The organism is Gloeothece verrucosa PCC 7822, from assembly GCF_000147335.1.
Taxonomy (GTDB): Bacteria; Cyanobacteriota; Cyanobacteriia; order Cyanobacteriales; family Microcystaceae; genus Gloeothece; species Gloeothece verrucosa.
Genome location: NC_014501.1, coordinates 2,803,503 through 2,819,694, shown reverse-complemented (window position 1 = coordinate 2,819,694; position 16,192 = coordinate 2,803,503). Strand labels below are relative to the sequence as shown.

Genomic DNA, 16,192 nt, shown 5'->3' with positions numbered 1-16,192 from the left:
AATAATTTGCCCTTTGGTAACTGTGGTAAACGCTTATCGTCGTCCCTTCTGGTTATATCCTTTGTTCCAAATACCCCTCATTTTTTTGGGGCTATGTTTGTTGATGGCTGTGCTGTTCTGGTTGCTGGGGTTTGGAAGACCATCTGTCGCTGTAGCGATCGCGCTGGATTTGAGTAGCAGCACTTATCAGAGCGAATTTAACGCCCCAGGCACCACTATGGCTCAAGAAGTCCAAGCCGTCAAAGATTATGTCGATAAAAATCTGGCTATTTTAAAACAACCTAATCAAATTAAGATTTTGGGTTTTGCTGATCAAGTAAAGCCGCTAACGGTCAATTTTACCACTGACAGTCAACAGATTAAACAGCAATTAGAGAATACTTTAGATGTTTTAAAATCTAATCCCGAAGATCTCGGTGGAGGGACTAATATAGATTTAGCTATTTCAGAGGGAACTGATGCTCTAGCCGCTATCTCAGATCGCTGTCGAGAATTATTAATTGTTACTGACGGGCAAGCAACCATTAATTCTGAAACTATTACACAAGCTAAAGAAAAAAATGTCAAAATTAATGCAGTGGTAATTGGTCCCGATTCTCCGGATATTCAACAAGCCACCCAAGATACGGGAGGGGTATATTTAATCAGCAATCAAGCCAGCAATTTAAGTCCACTTTTTACCGAAAAATTATTTAAGCGTTTTAATAATAATTTGCGGTGGGTGCTGTTTTGGTTAGCCTTAGCTTGGATGAGTTTGATGTGGACATTAACTATGCTTTTAGACCGTTGGATTTTCCAAGGTTTATTAAAAATGCGGATGGATGTAGCCGGAAAATTGGCTTTAGGAAATGCTTTTTTTTGGACGGTATTAACCCCCTTGATTTTATGGAATATTTATCAGTTATTAAATTTAGCCGCCCCCTTTTTAGGGCAATGTTAAGTCAAAGCTGTTCGCTCAATAGACCTCTTGCATAAATCATCATTTTTGAAGAAAACGAATAAAGAATAAAGCCTTTCCCCTTTTCCCTTTTCCCGAATAAAAGCAAGAAGTCTAATATAGAGATGTTATGGGCGAGGTTTCTCCTGAATACTATCCCTAGCCGCACTGGTTAAATGAAAAATGATATCCAGACGAAAATTTTCAACTAAATCGTTTAAATTTTTCGCTAATATTGTTTGACTAGCGGGAATTTCTTCAATGAGTTCGAGAATTTTTACATCGTCTAAAGCCATAGCCGCTTCATGGAGTTTCCCGAGCCATTTGTCCGACATGACGGTTAAATCATTAGGCTTTAATTCCGATAAATCAAAAGATTCTGAAACCTCATTAATGGTCTGTTCCTCTTCGTAGCGGTAGCGCACTCCCAAATGTTGAGCAATTTTTTCAAATAAGATTTGTTCTCGAAAAGGTTTAGTGATAAAATCATCACAACCCACCTTGATAGCGGCTAATTGATCATCAGAAAAAGCATTAGCCGTAATGGCAATAATCACAGTTTTTTCGCCTTCCTGAGTCGCTTTAATTTGTCGAGTCGCTTGAGAACCATTCATCACCGGCATCAACATATCCATTAAAATGAGGTGAGGGTGCCATTGTTGCCACAAGCTAATCGCTTCAACCCCATTATCGGCCGTTCGTACCTCAAAACCCACTTGCGCTAAAAGTTCAAAGAGCAAACGCCGGTTGTCTTCGACATCTTCCACGATTAAAATACGGTAATGAGGCTGATTCCCTTGTAAACCAATCACTCGCTGATGGCTATTTGATACAAATATACTAGCTCGATCCGCTAAAGTCACTGAAATATCAAAACTAAAAGTTGAGCCGCTACCCAATTGAGTATTAACCGTAAGTTCTCCCCCCATCAACTCGATAAATTGCCGGCTAATGGGTAACCCTAAACCGGTGCCCTGCATTGACTTAAGACCGGCTTGGGTTTGGACAAAGGGGTCAAATAAAACAGACAATTCAGATTCAGCAATTCCCGGACCCGTATCAGAGACAGAGAAGAAAATTTTTAGACAAGGCGCTTCTTTAGTGGTTACCCAGAGGGTAACATTACCTGTTTGAGTAAATTTAATCGCATTATCTAAAAGATTAAACAAGACTTGGCGCAATTTACTTTCGTCTGTAACAACGAACTGAGGAACATCCTGAGAACGTTGAAAGATTAGCCCTAATTTTTTAGCTGAAGCTTTCAGTTGAAAGGTTTTTTCTATAGAGTCTAATAGGGCGTATAAATCAAAACTATTTTCATTGAGGGTTTGCTGTCCTGCCTCGATTTTAGACATTTCTAAGACATCATTAATGAGGCTGAGTAAATGTTCTCCACTACGGTTAATAATCTCAATATATTCTTTTTGTTGTGGGGACAAAGAGGTATTGCGATTCATCAGTTGACTATAGCCTAGAATTGCATTAAGAGGAGTCCGTAATTCATGACTCACTCGGGAAAGAAATTCACTTTTAGCTCGGTTGGCGATTTCGGCACGTTCGGCGGCTTTTTGTAGGGCAGTTTGAGAAAATTCTAAAGCCGCTAATAGTAATGTATCCCGTAATTGATAAGCCGCATCAATTTCTATTTGTTGCCAAGGTAAAGATTTTTGGCTAACGGTTTCTTTCCATAATTCAAAAGAACGACGGGGCGATAAACGCAAATTTCCGTCATCTGTCACCAGAACGGCTTTATGAGGATTTCCTCCCCAATTAACTGTGTAAATGAGTTCGGGCCTAAAACAGAAAATATGATAAGATGTTTGTTGAAGAAATACAGAAATCGCTAATAAACCACTGGCTTGTGCTTTAAATTGTTGAGCGGCTGGATAGACTTGAGATAAGGAATTGGTAAAAAATATTTCTTCTCGAGTAGAGCTTAAAAACCAATTAATTAAGTCTTTAACAGCTTCTAGAGAAGGCGTTTTACCGAGTAGGGTGATTTCATCTTGAATATAAATGGCTGCCCCTTGAGCATTCACTAATTCTAAAATGTTTAGACTGTTTTGCTTAAAAACCGTATGAATTAATTTTTTGTGTTCTTCTATACTTTCCTTAATTTGGTTTTGGATCAATTTGATTTTTTCTTGATGTTTTTCTGCTTCTTGCTCCTGCCGCTTCACTAGCTCTAAAGACATCAGTTGTCCCAAAAATTCACAGTAATTTCTTAGTTTATAATCCACATATTTAGGAGAGTAATGATGACAAACAATTAGCCCCCACAGTTTTTTATCATCGATTAAAGAGATAGAGATACTAGCTGTAACTCCCATGTTTTTTGCATATTCTACATGAATGGGAGAAATACTTCTTAAAAAACAAAAACTTAAGTCTGTGGGTAAGTTAGTTAAAGGATTATTCAAAGGGATAATTTCTACAGGTTGATAATTAAAATCTACAATTAAGCGTAACCAATTTGCATAATAAAGTTTTCTAGCTTGTTTAGGAATATCTGAGGCTGGATAGTGTAAATCTAAATAAGATTCTTGGACTTTTTCGTCTTTGTCTTCTGCGATAACCACGCCTGTACCATCGGGTTCAAACCGATAAATCATCACTCGGTCATAGCCGGTGATTTGCCGAATTTCTTTAACAATTAATTCGGTGGTTTCCTGAAATGTTGAGGCTTGCTTTATTTTTAAAATAGATTGTTTAATTAAATCATAAAAATCTATGGATAAAGAACGGTTAATAGTTAAAGGTTCTAATTCAAGAATGATGACCGGTTGGTTTCGATGAATATAGCAGTTAAAATTAAAGTTTTGATGAAAGATTTTTTTAACTAAAATTGGCGAAGTTAAATTGATGTATGGCTGCTTAAATATATGATTTTTAACTCGCTGGATCTGGCGTTGAGAAAATAAAATATTTAAAGGTTTACCGATTAATTGATCAACCGAAATTCCTAAAAATTTTTCAGTATTATTACTGGCTTGTAAAATGGTAAAATCGGTTTCTTGTAAAACCAATAGAACCCCATGCGGCTGAATAAAGCCTGGTGTATGAATGGCTTCTCGATCACAATTATTTAAATCAACTTCTTCGGGTCTTATAAACTCTATATTATTCATAATTTTTTATTCCCTATTCCCTACTCCCATCAGACAATTAATCATCATTAATCCTTTAATTATAGTTTCTATTCCCTACTCAAATCAGAAGATTAATCATTATTCATCATTTAATCATAGTGAGTATTTTCAAATTCAAAAGGAGAAGGGCGTGCTATTTCATAGCCTTGAGCATAATCTAAGCCAATCGCCTGTACTTTTTCTAAAATCGCGATATTTTCAACAAACTCAGCGATCGTTTTCAGATTCATTACATGGCCAATTCGATTAAAACTTTCAACGATAGCTATATCGATGGAACTATTAACCAGATTTTTGACGAAACTTCCGTCAATTTTAAGATAATCAACCGGAAAATTTTTGAGATAATCAAAGGAATTCATTCCATGCCCAAAATCATCGATCGCGAAACAACAGCCCAGTTTTTTGAGTTCGTTAATTAAGTGTATAGCTTGCTGAAAATTGGCAATAGCGGTGGTTTCTGTAATTTCAAAACAAATGGTATGGTAAGGCACGTTAAATTGATTAAATTGTTCTTTTAAAAAGTCGAGAAAATGCTCGTTATTAATGCTGGCTCCAGAAAGATTAATCCCATACAACTTTTGACTAAAATCGATCTTACCAAGATGTTGCTCATAGAACTGTTGATATTTTTGGAAAAATGTACTAATTACCCACCGGTCTATCGCTGGCATTAATCCATACCGTTCCGCAGCCGGAATAAAAATTCCTGGAGACACGATGTTTCCTTGTTCATTCAAAAGCCGTAATAAAATCTCATAATATACCGGTTTGACAAGAGAATTAATCGGAGCGATTTTTTGATAATAAAGACAGAAACGGTTTTCTTCTAAAGCTTGATTAATTTGAACCACCCATTGTCTTTCTCGACGTTGCCTCAGTAGCTCATGATCATCGGCTTGATAAACTTGAACACAATTACGTCCCTTACCTTTGGCGGCATAGCAGGCGGCATCGGCCACACTCAAAACACTATTTTTATCCTTACTGGTATAATCAATCGCTACCACGCCAATACTAACACCAATACTAAAACTTTTATTATTCCAAGAAAAGCGAAACTTATCAATCAGTTGTCTAAAAGTCTCGGCTATTTCGGTTGCTTTCTCAAGGGAGCATTGATTCAATAAAACTGCAAATTCATCGCCGCCTAAACGAGCTAAAATATCACTAGAGCGGACTCGTTGTTGCAAAAGAGAGGTCACCTCCCGCAGTAGCTCATCTCCGGCGGCATGACCACAAGTATCATTGACCACTTTAAACTGATCTAAATCCAAATAGCACAAAACATGATGCTGATGCTCGTTTTTGGCAGATTTGATCGCCGCTTCGAGTTGCTGTTCAAATCCCAGACGGTTGATTAACCCTGTCAGGGAATCATGACTCGCTTGCCAGGAGAGTTGACGGGTGAGACTACGGGATTCAGTAATATCACGAAAAACGATCACGGCACCAATCACCCGGCCTTGACTATCTTGAATGGGAGCGGCTGAGTCATCAATGGGGTATTGTCGGCCATCACGAGCGATCAAAAGGGTATTTTTCGCTAAATTGACAATTCTAACTTCGTCTAAAGCTTTTGTCGCGGGGTTTTCTACTGGCTTGTTGCTTTCTTCATTAACAATATAAAAAACTTCAAATAAAGGCAAACCTTGAGCATCTTGGTGGCTCCATCCGGTGAGTGCCTCGGCCACAGGATTGATATAACTAATATTTCCTTGAGCATCTGTGGTAATAACCGCATCGCCAATGGATTTAAGCGTCACTTGAGCCAATTCTTTTTCGATAAAAAGGGCTTCTTCAATGCGCTTACGTTCTTCTATTTCTTGAATAAGCTGTACATTTTGTGCTTTAAGGCTTTTTTGTAGCCGCACAATCGATAGATGAGTAGCCACACGTGCTAAGACTTCTTCGACTTGAAACGGTTTAGTAATATAGTCGGCTCCGCCAAAGGTAAATCCTTGTACCTTATCGAAGGTATTATTAAGGGCACTCAAAAAAATAACGGGGATACTGGCGGTTTGCTCATCAGCTTTTAATTGCCGACAGATTTCATAGCCATCCATATCCGGTAGCTTGATATCGAGTAATATTAAATCGGTAACAGCCGCTTTTGCACCTCTCAAAACCATTGCCCCCGTTGTGCAAGAACGTACTTTATAGCCCTGTCCTTTTAAAGTATCTCTTAAAAGACGTAGGTTATCGGGTAAATCGTCAACGATTAAAATACTGCCTTTACAGTCAGCTAGGGGGTCTTCTTTCATACGCAGTTTTATCAGTTCTTTTTTAATTATAAAAGTCAGTTATGAAAAAAACTTTAAAAAAGAAGTTAAAATTAAAAAATCAACATAAAAGTTAAAATTACTGAGAAACCTAGAAGCGCAAAGAAAAAATCTATAAGTTGTGGCAATAAGTGATTTAACTGAAGTTTTTAATTTTGAGTATTTATTATTAAATAAAACCCGAGAGTTATTCAAGCGACTGTGCAATTAGAGGTCGAGTTAATTCCAGAATGCGCTCAGTTTTAAAATTATCCACTAATTGTTTTAACCCATGAGCTAGAGCGGCGGCAGAAGAGGGTATTTGCTCAATTAATTCCTCGATCAAATCTGCATCTAAACAATAAGCAGCTTGATACATTTGCTCTAGCCACTGGGGAGACATGATGGAGAGGTCATGGACTGACACCTCAACGAGAGTAGGGGTATTTTGAGTGATGGAGACTGTCTCATAGAGATATTGCACGCCTAAAAATTGAGAAAGCTTTTTAAAAATAACCGCTTCAGTAAAGGGCTTACTAACGATATCATCACAACCTGCCGCGATAATTGTCTCTCGTTGATCCTCAAACACACTAGCCGTTAAAGCAATAATCACGGTTTTTTGGCCAAAAGGATGTTGTTTAATCAATTTAGTGGCTTCGTAGCCATTCATAACCGGCATTCTCATATCCATCCAAATCAGATGGGGTGACCAACTTTCACATAAAGTCAGTGCTTGGGCCCCATTGCTGGCTTCTGCTACTTCAAAACCAACAGACGAGAGCAGTTCTACTAACAAGCGGCGACTTTCCCACACATCCTCAACTATCAGAATTCTATAAATAGGTTGCCCAGGAGCCAACCCCACCACTTTTTGAGCGGGCAATTCTTCTTGAAAATAATCGCCTGAAGCGAGTTCTACCTCAATCTCAAAAGAAAAAACACTGCCTTTTCCCAAGGTACTTTTAACCTCAATTTCTCCGCCCATCAGTTGTACGAATTTTTGACTAATGGCTAAACCGAGTCCTGTTCCCTGATTTAACTTTTTGCCGGCTTCTGCTTGCACAAAAACTTTAAATAACTGATCAATATCATCAGGGGCCATGCCTACTCCTGTATCTTCCACTTCAAAAACTAGACGCTGAGGGGTGTTTTCTGCGGCTTTGGGTTTTACCCTTAAGATGACAGTTCCCTCCTGGGTAAATTTAATCGCATTATTTAACAAATTAATTAACACCTGACGTAGCTTTTTTTCATCAGTTTTGATGTACTGAGGCAGGTCAAAAGATTTTTCTATGATTAGTCTTAACCCTCGAGTTTTTGCTTTCGGTTGCAACATTTCTTCCACTGTAACCAGCAAGTGATATAAATCAAAACCCGTCAGAAAAGCCGCTATTTTTCCGGTTTCAATTTTAGATAAATCTAGAATGTCGTCAATCAGTCCTAATAAATGTTCGCCACTGCGATTAATGATCTGTAAACGTTCCAGATGTTCAGGTCTTAAACAATGATCGCGTCCTAAAAGTTGAGTAAATCCTAAAATCGCATTAAGCGGCGTGCGGAGTTCGTGGCTCATATTGGCCAGAAATATACTTTTAGCTCGGTTAGCGGCAATGGCTTCTTTTTGGGCTTTTTGTAATTCTAATTCTGCTTGTTTTCGCTTAGTAATATCAAAAATGGTAGAGCGACTTATTAAATAATTTCCTTGAGAATCTTTAACGGCGGTAGCATTTAACATCACTGGCATCACTGTGCCATTAGCGCGTAACAATTCAAACTCTAGAGCTTTTACCCAACCACGCTGTTTAAATCTTTCAAAATTTTGAGAAAAAACTTCTCGACTTTCGGGAGTGAGTAACTCATAAAACTTGACTTTACCAAGCAATTGTTCACGAGTATAACCGAGCCAATTCAATTCAGTATCATTGATTTGAACTAATAGTCCATTTTCATCTAATGAGTGATAGCCGCAGGGGGCATGGTTATATAAATCCGTAAAATCTTGAGCATATTTTTTCAGGATTTCGTCTGCTTGTTTGCGCTCAGTAATATCTTTAGCAAAGCAGTAATGCCCAATAAATTGCTTCTGTTGGTCATAAGCCGAGATCATCGTTACTTGTTTATAAAAAACCGATCCGTCTTTACGGACTCCTTTTACCTCGGCTTCTACCTTGCCTTGGGTGAGCATAGTTTGATAGGCAAGCTTCATTTTATCTTGCTCAGAGGGGTGTATTGTGATTTGCCACTCTTTTCCGATAATCTCTTGGGGTTGATAACCGAGCAGAGCCGCATAAGCTTTATTCACCATCAGGTAACGTCCCTGAGTATCTAGGCGTGAAATTCCTTCTACAGCATTTTCTAGGGCACAGTTGATTTGATTTAATTGTTCTTGGGCCTGTTTGCGTTCGCTAATGTCTTGTAAAATCACTGTCAGGATGATTTCGCCGCCAATTTCTAACCTCGAGATCGAGGCCTCAGCCGGAAACTCACTCGCATCTTGACGACGGCCCCAAATCTCGAGGCGTTTTCCCATTGGACGTTTTAGGGTACCAGACTGAGCAAAGTTGTTAACCCATTGATGATGCTTAAGCTGAAATTTTTCTGGTAGCAATAAGCTTAGGGGTTTTCCTAAAACCTCTTTGACGCTATAGCCAAATACCTTTTCTGCCTCTTGATTAAAGAGAATTATTTTTTGCTGATGGTCTACTGAAACAATAGCATCACTGGCGATTTTTAAAATGCCGCTTAAACGAGCTTGAGATTTTTTTAAGGCTTCTTCTATTAGCTCACATTTTAAGAGTTGTTGTTTCAGTTGGTTGTTAATGGTTTTTAAAGCGGCTGTTCTTCTCGTGACGCGCTTTTCTAAAGTTTCGTTGAGTTTTTGTAAGTTGAATTCTGTTTGCTTACGATGAGTAATATCTTTAATAATGCCTATCATCTGCACCGGCTCGCCGGTTTTGTCGTACAAAAATTTTCCCAATGAGGTGATCCAACGCCAACTCCCATTAGGGTCTAGGATTTTATGGTCCATTTGCCAGCCGGAAGCCTTCAACAGTGCAACTTGTAGCGAATTGCTCAAAGCATCGAAGTCATCACCATGTAGTAAGTTAACAAATGCTTCGTAAGTTCCCGGGAAACTACCTGGTTTTAAGTTTAAAAGCCGTTCACCTTGAGGCGATAAAATCACTTTTCCTGTGACTACATCCCAATGCCAGGTGCCTAAATTGGCGGCTTCTACAGCTTGCTGGAATTGCTGTTGACTCTGGTTAAGGGCTTTTTGTACCAAGGTGCGGTCGCTTTCTATTTTATTGAGTAAGTAAGCATTCCACCACACCAGAGCAAAAAAGAAGACGATGGTTAGGGTTATTTGAATCCCAAAAGCCGCCTTGAGATCGTACCAACCCATTTTAGTCCCCTGAAGGGCAAATCCATTGAGAATCAGAGGCAGAATGATCACCCCAGGGATTAGCTGACGTGCCATCAATCCCCCGATGAAAGGGCTGGTGATCACCTGCATCAGTCCTTGTTCTGGTTGGGCCCATAAAATTCCTCCATAGAGGACGAGAAAGGTTAGTGCGGTATGTGGTGCCTGAGTGGTGGTATACATGATTAGTTCAGCAAGAACACTAACCCCGAACAGATGCCCCAATAAGGCCAATAGGGAAATGATCGCCGCCACACTACTGAAAATCTGAGCCAGCCATATCTCTTGCGGCTGATTGCGCCTGAGCCATAATAGGGCAATTCCCATTAAAATAAAATTAATTGCCGTATTGACTCCCATCCGTCCAGGATAAAAGGTGTTGACTGAGCCAACATCCCTAAAAAATAACTGATCAATCCCTAAATCCCGATTAAAGAAATATTCACTGAGGGTTAACAACCCAATCATCACTACTAATAAGGCTGTTGTTTGAGCGATACGATAGCCTAGCCGCCTTATTCGCCTACCTTGTAACAGCCTCAAAGACACTCCTAGCAGCAAAAAACAGAAAGCGCTGTTGACTTTCATGGTGGAAGAATTACCCGGCAAGCCGCTTTTGAGTAGTGGAATATTCCCATACCAACCTAGCAGCACTAGACAACCCATCCCGATAACAAAAAGACTAGCCGCTTGACAGTTACGCTTGCTCATAAATCGATAAATTTATTGGATTGCCTACATTTAATCACGTTTGCTCATCCCATTCGGTGATTAACCCGGAACCCTCGCGGGGACTAATGAGGATGGATGCTAGATGATGAAAAATTAGAAAGATAGCTAAAACAATTTATTAATTATAAACTTGATGCTTTATCTATTAATTTTATCCTTGATAATTGAGGCTATCTACTTTAAGATTTATTTTGATAAAAAAATTAACTTCTGATTGGTGTAAGCTACGGATGATTAAAGAAATTGAATCCGCTAAAAAAAGCAGCAGGGCACAGTGGACAATGTAAATAATCAGTTACAAAATCGCTTGTCGTTCGCCTAAAACTTTTACAATGGTCTTGTGATAAAAACACTTAAACCAGCCCCACAAAGGAGTTAGATTTTTTTGTGTCACCTTCGACCAATGGTTCCTCAAGCCGCATCTAATCGTTCACCCCCAACCCTCCCGGACTCGCGCGGAGGATTAAAGGAACATTAATTGCATGATTTAAGCCAAAAAAGTCTTAACCTAGAGTCAGCCATAAGGAGAAATAGAAGTTTATGCCTGCAAACGTTGAAGAAAAAAGTATGGTCCCCACGATCATTGTGGGTATTGGGGGAACTGGTCATGAGGTATTGGCGCGAGTCCGAAGATTAATAGAAGAAACTTATGGAAATTTGCAGAATTTTCCCATTATTAGCTTTTTAATCGTTGATACAGATAAAGATTATAAAATTACCAATCCCGAAGCCGGAGGTTCTCCTTTTAAAGATATCGAAAAACACTGGGCGAGAGTCAGTGGTAAACAAGTGCGAGAAATGGTATCCGAGATGGAGAAATTTCCTTGGATTAATAGCTGGTTTCCCAATGAACTCGAACGCAATATCACATCTTTAGAAGCGGGTGCCGGACAAATTCGTGCCTGTGGACGGTTTGCTTTTTTCTGCAACTATCACGAGATTGCTACTAAATTTCTCGATGCCCTTAAACGGGTAAAAGGTCGGGAAAATTATATGTTAGATCGTTATGGGATTAAAGTAGCAAATAATGCTGTCAATGTCTTTGTGACGGGTTCCCTCAGTGGGGGGACAGGAAGCGGAATGTTAATTGATATTGGTTATTCTATCCGCAATTGGCTACGAGGAGAAGGCAGCCCCTTAATTACCGCTATCGTTCCCTCACCCCAAGCTTTTGCTAATATTAATGTGGGGGATCGGGTTTTGTCTAACGGTTACGCGGCCTTAATGGAATTAAATTATTATTCAGATTATCGGACGGAATATATTCAACAATATAGTGCGGGATTAGTGGATGAAGTCCGCAGTAAATTACCCCCCTTTGATTTTACCTATTTAGTCGGAACAAAAAATGGGGAAAGTGACTTTAAATTAGAGCAAATTCGAGAGATGATTGCTCAAAATATTTTCTTAGATATGACCTCAGATTTCGCTCCTCATAAACGGTCAATTCGAGATAATATTAAAGGTTCTTGGGCACAAGCCGATCCTGGCGGCAGAGGCTATCCTAAACAATTTATGAGTTTTGGTTTGTCTACTATTGAGATTCCTATCGCTCAAATTCGCGCTTCATTATATTACCGATTAGCTCAAGATTTAGTCAATTGGTGGATCAATGAACAGGCAGTTTTACCCGCCCAAATGATGGAATTAGTCAGGAATGATACCTTAAAAAGGATGCGGCTGACAGAAGCAGAATTAGTGATGGATTTGGCGGCGGCTCAAGATAAATCAATTTTAGCGCTGATTTCTGAGTGGCTCAATCATCTTCGCCAAGATATCGTAAAAGAAGATTGGCTGAGTTGTACCCAACAAGGGGTGAATATGATGGGGGCAGAAAGGGGAAAAATTGTTAAATTTATTGATGAATATTTAGCCCCCAATGTTGAAACTTATCGCAATGACCACTTTATAGAAATGAGTCCTGATGAACGACTTCATGGAGACTATTTCAAGAAGATTTATAATAATCGGGACGAGATTATTCAACAGGGAAAAAAAGCCCTAGAACAAGAATTGTATCGAATTTTAGAAGATAGAAATCTCGGTCCGAAATATGCTGATGCCTTTCTCGTGGCTGTGCGACAAATTTTAGATACGATGGCCGAAAAATTTCGTCGAGATATTGATAAAGTTTGGAGTCAAAATGAAATTAACCGTCAAAAACAGTATGAACAGGGTTTAGCCGAAATTCAAGAATTTAAAAATAAATTCGGCATCACCAAAAAAGAAAAAATGGAGGAATATTGTAATCAAGCTTTGATGGGGTTAGAAGGCAGTTTAATTGCCACCATTCAAAGAAAATCTCGCACAGCAGGATTAGATGTGATCTCTCGCTTAAAAGAACATCTGACTTTATTAGAAAGGCGGTTTAATCGCTTCAAACAAAAGTTAATTACAGCCAGAGATTTATTTAAGCTTAAATCCCAACAACAGGCAGATAGTGCAGATGCTTTAGTGGTGAATGGCATTAAACTATATGATCGACAAGAACTCAATCTCCTTTATCAAGACTTGATCGAACAATTTGCCGGTGGAAAAGGCGGCGCAAAAAGTGAATATGAAATAGGACTAGATGCCCTTTGTAGTACCCTGTCTGAAGATGTTTTAAAAACCGCCAGTCCTCTCTGGAAAGAAACCCGCATGGCTAATGAAGTGATGCGTCTGTTTGATGTTACTGAAATTCCTGATGTACGAGATGAAGATTTTCGGGAGGTAATTTCAGATAGAACCAAAAATATTGCCATTAATGCCCCAGAAAGTAGCCGATTGAAAAGAGAGTTAGCCGCTTGTGATCGCCTTTTCAAAATCCTTAATGATGATGCAGAAATTGTGAATAATCTTCGCATTGCTTATCAAAAATCTAGCCCTCTGGTTTTACTTAATAAAGCGGTATTACAGGGAAGAGATGCCGGTTTTACCCCGGCGAGAAACATCAATATTGCTTTATTAGGCGGCAGAAATACTAGCGATCCGGCGGCGCAGAAAATTTTACCCAAATTACAGGAATTAGAAGGAATTAATGATGATAATATTAAGCCGCTAGGCAATCCTGAAAGACACCGTATTGTATTTGTGCAAGAAATTGGCGGGTTTTCTTTACGCTGTATTGATGGAATGCGCGACTTGAGACAATCTTATCAAGATTGGAAAGGAGATTTTATCACCGCTAAACGAGCGCAACAAGTGGGAGAAAGTCGGGACCTTCCGATACCTGTTCATATACAAAAAGAGCCGCCTTATTGGGATATTTTTCCGGAAGATCCTACCTTGTTTAAATTGGTGGTAGAAGCAAGAGCGTTAAAAATACTCTATGAAGATAAAAACCGCGCTACTAATGAAAAGACCATTCGCTATGATGTTAAAACAGCCACAGGGTTAAAAAGAGTTGATGTTGCTGGAACTTGGGAAGAAACCGTACAAGTTTTAGAGGTGAAAGCTTGCCGTTCAGATCGAGAAGAGATTCAGCGACAAATTACGGCTCTTATCAATAATCTCAAAACCCCTGAACAAAAACAAGCTTTATATCAGCAATTGTTAGAGTATTTACGAAAAAGAGCCATAGATTTAGATGAACAGGGAGGCGAAGAAAGTCCAGAATATAAACGAGAAGATAAAATTATTTTGGATTTAATTACTACTTGTAAGTTAAAAATACAAACGGTTTTAAATCTATCGGATGAACCTGAACCTGAACCTCCACCGAAAAGAGTGTATCAAAGTGTTGCTCCCCCTCCTCCTCAATCTCAACCCATTCAAGCTGAGATGATTTTCTGTACTAATTGCGGCCATAAAAATCCAGCAACAGCTAATTTTTGTTCTAAGTGCGGCACAAAGTTGGTTAAATAATATAATATAAACTCAAAAACTCCCTAGCTATAATGGCAGCAAAATCATCATCAGCAAGGGAGTTTCTTGATTAAGATTGGAGCATCAGTTTACCATTTAAGCAAGTTAAACTGTTCCATATCGATGGTTTCACGGTTGCGGTAAATCGCCAAAATAATTGCTAAACCCACTGCCGCTTCGGCCGCCGCTACTGTAATCACAAATACAGTAAAAACCTGCCCTTTAATGCCGGCGGGATCTAAAAAATTAGAAAATCCCATTAAATTTAAATTCACCGCATTAAACAGCAATTCTATTGACATTAAAACTCGCACAGCATTGCGGCTAGTCACTAGACCATAAATTCCAATGCCAAATAGGGCAGCCGCTAACAGTAAACAGTATTCTAATTGCAAGTGCATAAATCTTCGCTCTCGTTAAGGGTTAATCATTGATAATAGATTTAGATTACTCCTGAGCCGATCCACTTTCTAAAGAAATTAATTCCCGAGGACGTTCGGGTAAAGTTAAAGCGGTAGTGCCCGGTTCAGATGACTTAAGTTCAGGAATAAAATCACGACGGGCAAGAATAATTGCTCCTACCATTGCCATTAACAATAGGATCGAGGCTAACTCAAAAGGCAATAAAAAATCACTAAAAAAGTGTTTACCAATCTCCACCAAAGTATTTTCAACCACTGCCGGAGAAGTAGAATTAATCGACCAGGGAGTAATTAAAATCATCGTTCCTAAAAGAGCAAATAAGCCAAGACAGACTAACCCCGTCGCTATTTGCCGAATCCAACGTCTAGGCACAGTTTTAAAATCTTCTTGCTTATTCACTAGCATAATAGCGAAGAGAATTAAAACATTCACCGCCCCAACATAGATGAGAATTTGTGCAGCCGCCACAAAATCGGCATTGAGTAAGATATAAATCCCAGCAATGCTTAGAAATACACCGGCTAACAAAAAAGCCGAGTAAACAATATTAGAGAGTAAAACCACTCCTAAAGCCGCCGTAATCAAGAACCCGGCTAAAATCAAAAATGAGACTATTTGAACACCTTCAGCGATATGCACTTTTTTCTCCTTAGTCAGTAGTCATGGGTCATTAGTCAGTAGTCATGGGTCATTAGTCATGGGTCATTAGTCATTCAGTGATCTGGGGTTATTTTTGACTTTTATACTGATAACTAATAACTTGGGACTAATGACTAGGAACTAATGCTAATAACTATTGTGCAGTTTCCGTTTCTTGGATAATTTCTTCAGGCCGTTTACCTGCGCGTTGACTGCCTTTTGGTAAGTCGTGAGGACTGAGGACTCCTTTAGGTAAGTATCCTAATTCTCGCAACGGTGTGACCATTGGATCTTGAGTGACCTTATAGGGTAAGCGTCCAAGGGCAACGTTATCATAGTTTAGTTCGTGCCGGTCATAAGAAGCGAGTTCATATTCTTCGGTCATCGATAAGCAATTTGTCGGACAATATTCGACACAATTGCCGCAGAAAATACAAACTCCAAAATCAATACTGTAGTGTTTGAGTTCTTTTTTCTTGATCGCTTTATTAAATTCCCAATCTACCACAGGCAGATTAATCGGGCAAACCCGCACACAAACTTCACAAGCGATACATTTATCAAATTCAAAGTGAATTCTACCCCGAAATCTTTCTGAGGGAATTAACTTTTCATAAGGATACTGTACAGTAACGGGACGGCGACGCATATGGTCAAAGGTAACAGCAAGTCCTTGACCAATATATTTAGCCGCTTGTACACTTTCCTTGGCGTAATCTCCAACTTGTTTGAGAATGTTAAACATAGTCCGTTGTTGGTTGTCAGTGGATTAACGATTAAC

8 protein-coding genes are annotated in these 16,192 nt (G+C 39.1%); 2 read left to right on the top strand and 6 right to left on the bottom strand.

The annotated features are described in order from the left end of the window. Positions 1 to 22 precede the first annotated feature (22 nt). Positions 23 to 940: a vWA domain-containing protein gene (locus CYAN7822_RS12335; protein ID WP_013322605.1), complete on the top strand. Its 918-nt coding sequence runs from the start codon at positions 23 to 25 to the stop codon at positions 938 to 940. Positions 941 to 1,065: 125 nt separating this feature from the next. Here the strand turns inward: CYAN7822_RS12335 and CYAN7822_RS12330 are convergent, their stop codons facing one another. The 3 genes from CYAN7822_RS12330 to CYAN7822_RS12320 all read right to left on the bottom strand — a co-directional run bounded on the left by CYAN7822_RS12330 (position 1,066) and on the right by CYAN7822_RS12320 (position 10,482). After that, positions 1,066 to 4,065 (bottom strand): response regulator, encoded by a 3,000-nt coding sequence (locus tag CYAN7822_RS12330; RefSeq protein WP_013322604.1) that lies wholly within the window; start codon positions 4,063 to 4,065, stop codon positions 1,066 to 1,068. A 110-nt stretch (positions 4,066 to 4,175) separates the two neighbouring features. Continuing rightward, a complete protein-coding gene (locus CYAN7822_RS12325; RefSeq protein ID WP_013322603.1) occupies positions 4,176 to 6,350 on the bottom strand; it encodes an EAL domain-containing protein in 2,175 nt (724 codons plus the stop codon). Between the two features lie 205 nt (positions 6,351 to 6,555). Continuing rightward, entirely contained in the window at positions 6,556 to 10,482 is a 3,927-nt protein-coding gene (locus CYAN7822_RS12320; RefSeq protein WP_013322602.1) for a PAS domain S-box protein, read from the bottom strand. 561 nt (positions 10,483 to 11,043) lie between these two features. Here CYAN7822_RS12320 and CYAN7822_RS12315 point away from each other — a divergent pair. Then, positions 11,044 to 14,349: a tubulin-like doman-containing protein gene (locus CYAN7822_RS12315; RefSeq protein WP_013322601.1), complete on the top strand. Its 3,306-nt coding sequence runs from the start codon at positions 11,044 to 11,046 to the stop codon at positions 14,347 to 14,349. Between the two features lie 89 nt (positions 14,350 to 14,438). Here CYAN7822_RS12315 and nuoK read toward each other — a convergent pair whose 3' ends face one another. The 3 genes from nuoK to ndhI form a co-directional block, all read right to left on the bottom strand. Next, positions 14,439 to 14,744 (bottom strand): NADH-quinone oxidoreductase subunit NuoK, encoded by a 306-nt coding sequence (nuoK, locus tag CYAN7822_RS12310; RefSeq protein WP_216701601.1) that lies wholly within the window; start codon positions 14,742 to 14,744, stop codon positions 14,439 to 14,441. Between the two features lie 52 nt (positions 14,745 to 14,796). After that, a complete protein-coding gene (locus CYAN7822_RS12305) occupies positions 14,797 to 15,411 on the bottom strand; it encodes an NADH-quinone oxidoreductase subunit J (protein WP_013322599.1) in 615 nt (204 codons plus the stop codon). Positions 15,412 to 15,565: 154 nt separating this feature from the next. Beyond that, positions 15,566 to 16,156 (bottom strand): NAD(P)H-quinone oxidoreductase subunit I, encoded by a 591-nt coding sequence (gene ndhI / locus CYAN7822_RS12300; protein ID WP_013322598.1) that lies wholly within the window; start codon positions 16,154 to 16,156, stop codon positions 15,566 to 15,568. Positions 16,157 to 16,192: the final 36 nt, after the last annotated feature.

Bases quoted from the DNA above. Each gene is read 5' to 3' on its own strand.
- CYAN7822_RS12330 (WP_013322604.1), bottom strand. From the start codon at position 4,065: ATGAATAATATAGAGTTTATAAGACCCGAAGAAGTTGATTTAAATAAT.
- CYAN7822_RS12325 (WP_013322603.1), bottom strand. From the start codon at position 6,350: ATGAAAGAAGACCCCCTAGCTGACTGTAAAGGCAGTATTTTAATCGTT.
- CYAN7822_RS12320 (WP_013322602.1), bottom strand. From the start codon at position 10,482: ATGAGCAAGCGTAACTGTCAAGCGGCTAGTCTTTTTGTTATCGGGATG.
- CYAN7822_RS12315 (WP_013322601.1), top strand. From the start codon at position 11,044: ATGCCTGCAAACGTTGAAGAAAAAAGTATGGTCCCCACGATCATTGTG.
- ndhI (WP_013322598.1), bottom strand. From the start codon at position 16,156: ATGTTTAACATTCTCAAACAAGTTGGAGATTACGCCAAGGAAAGTGTA.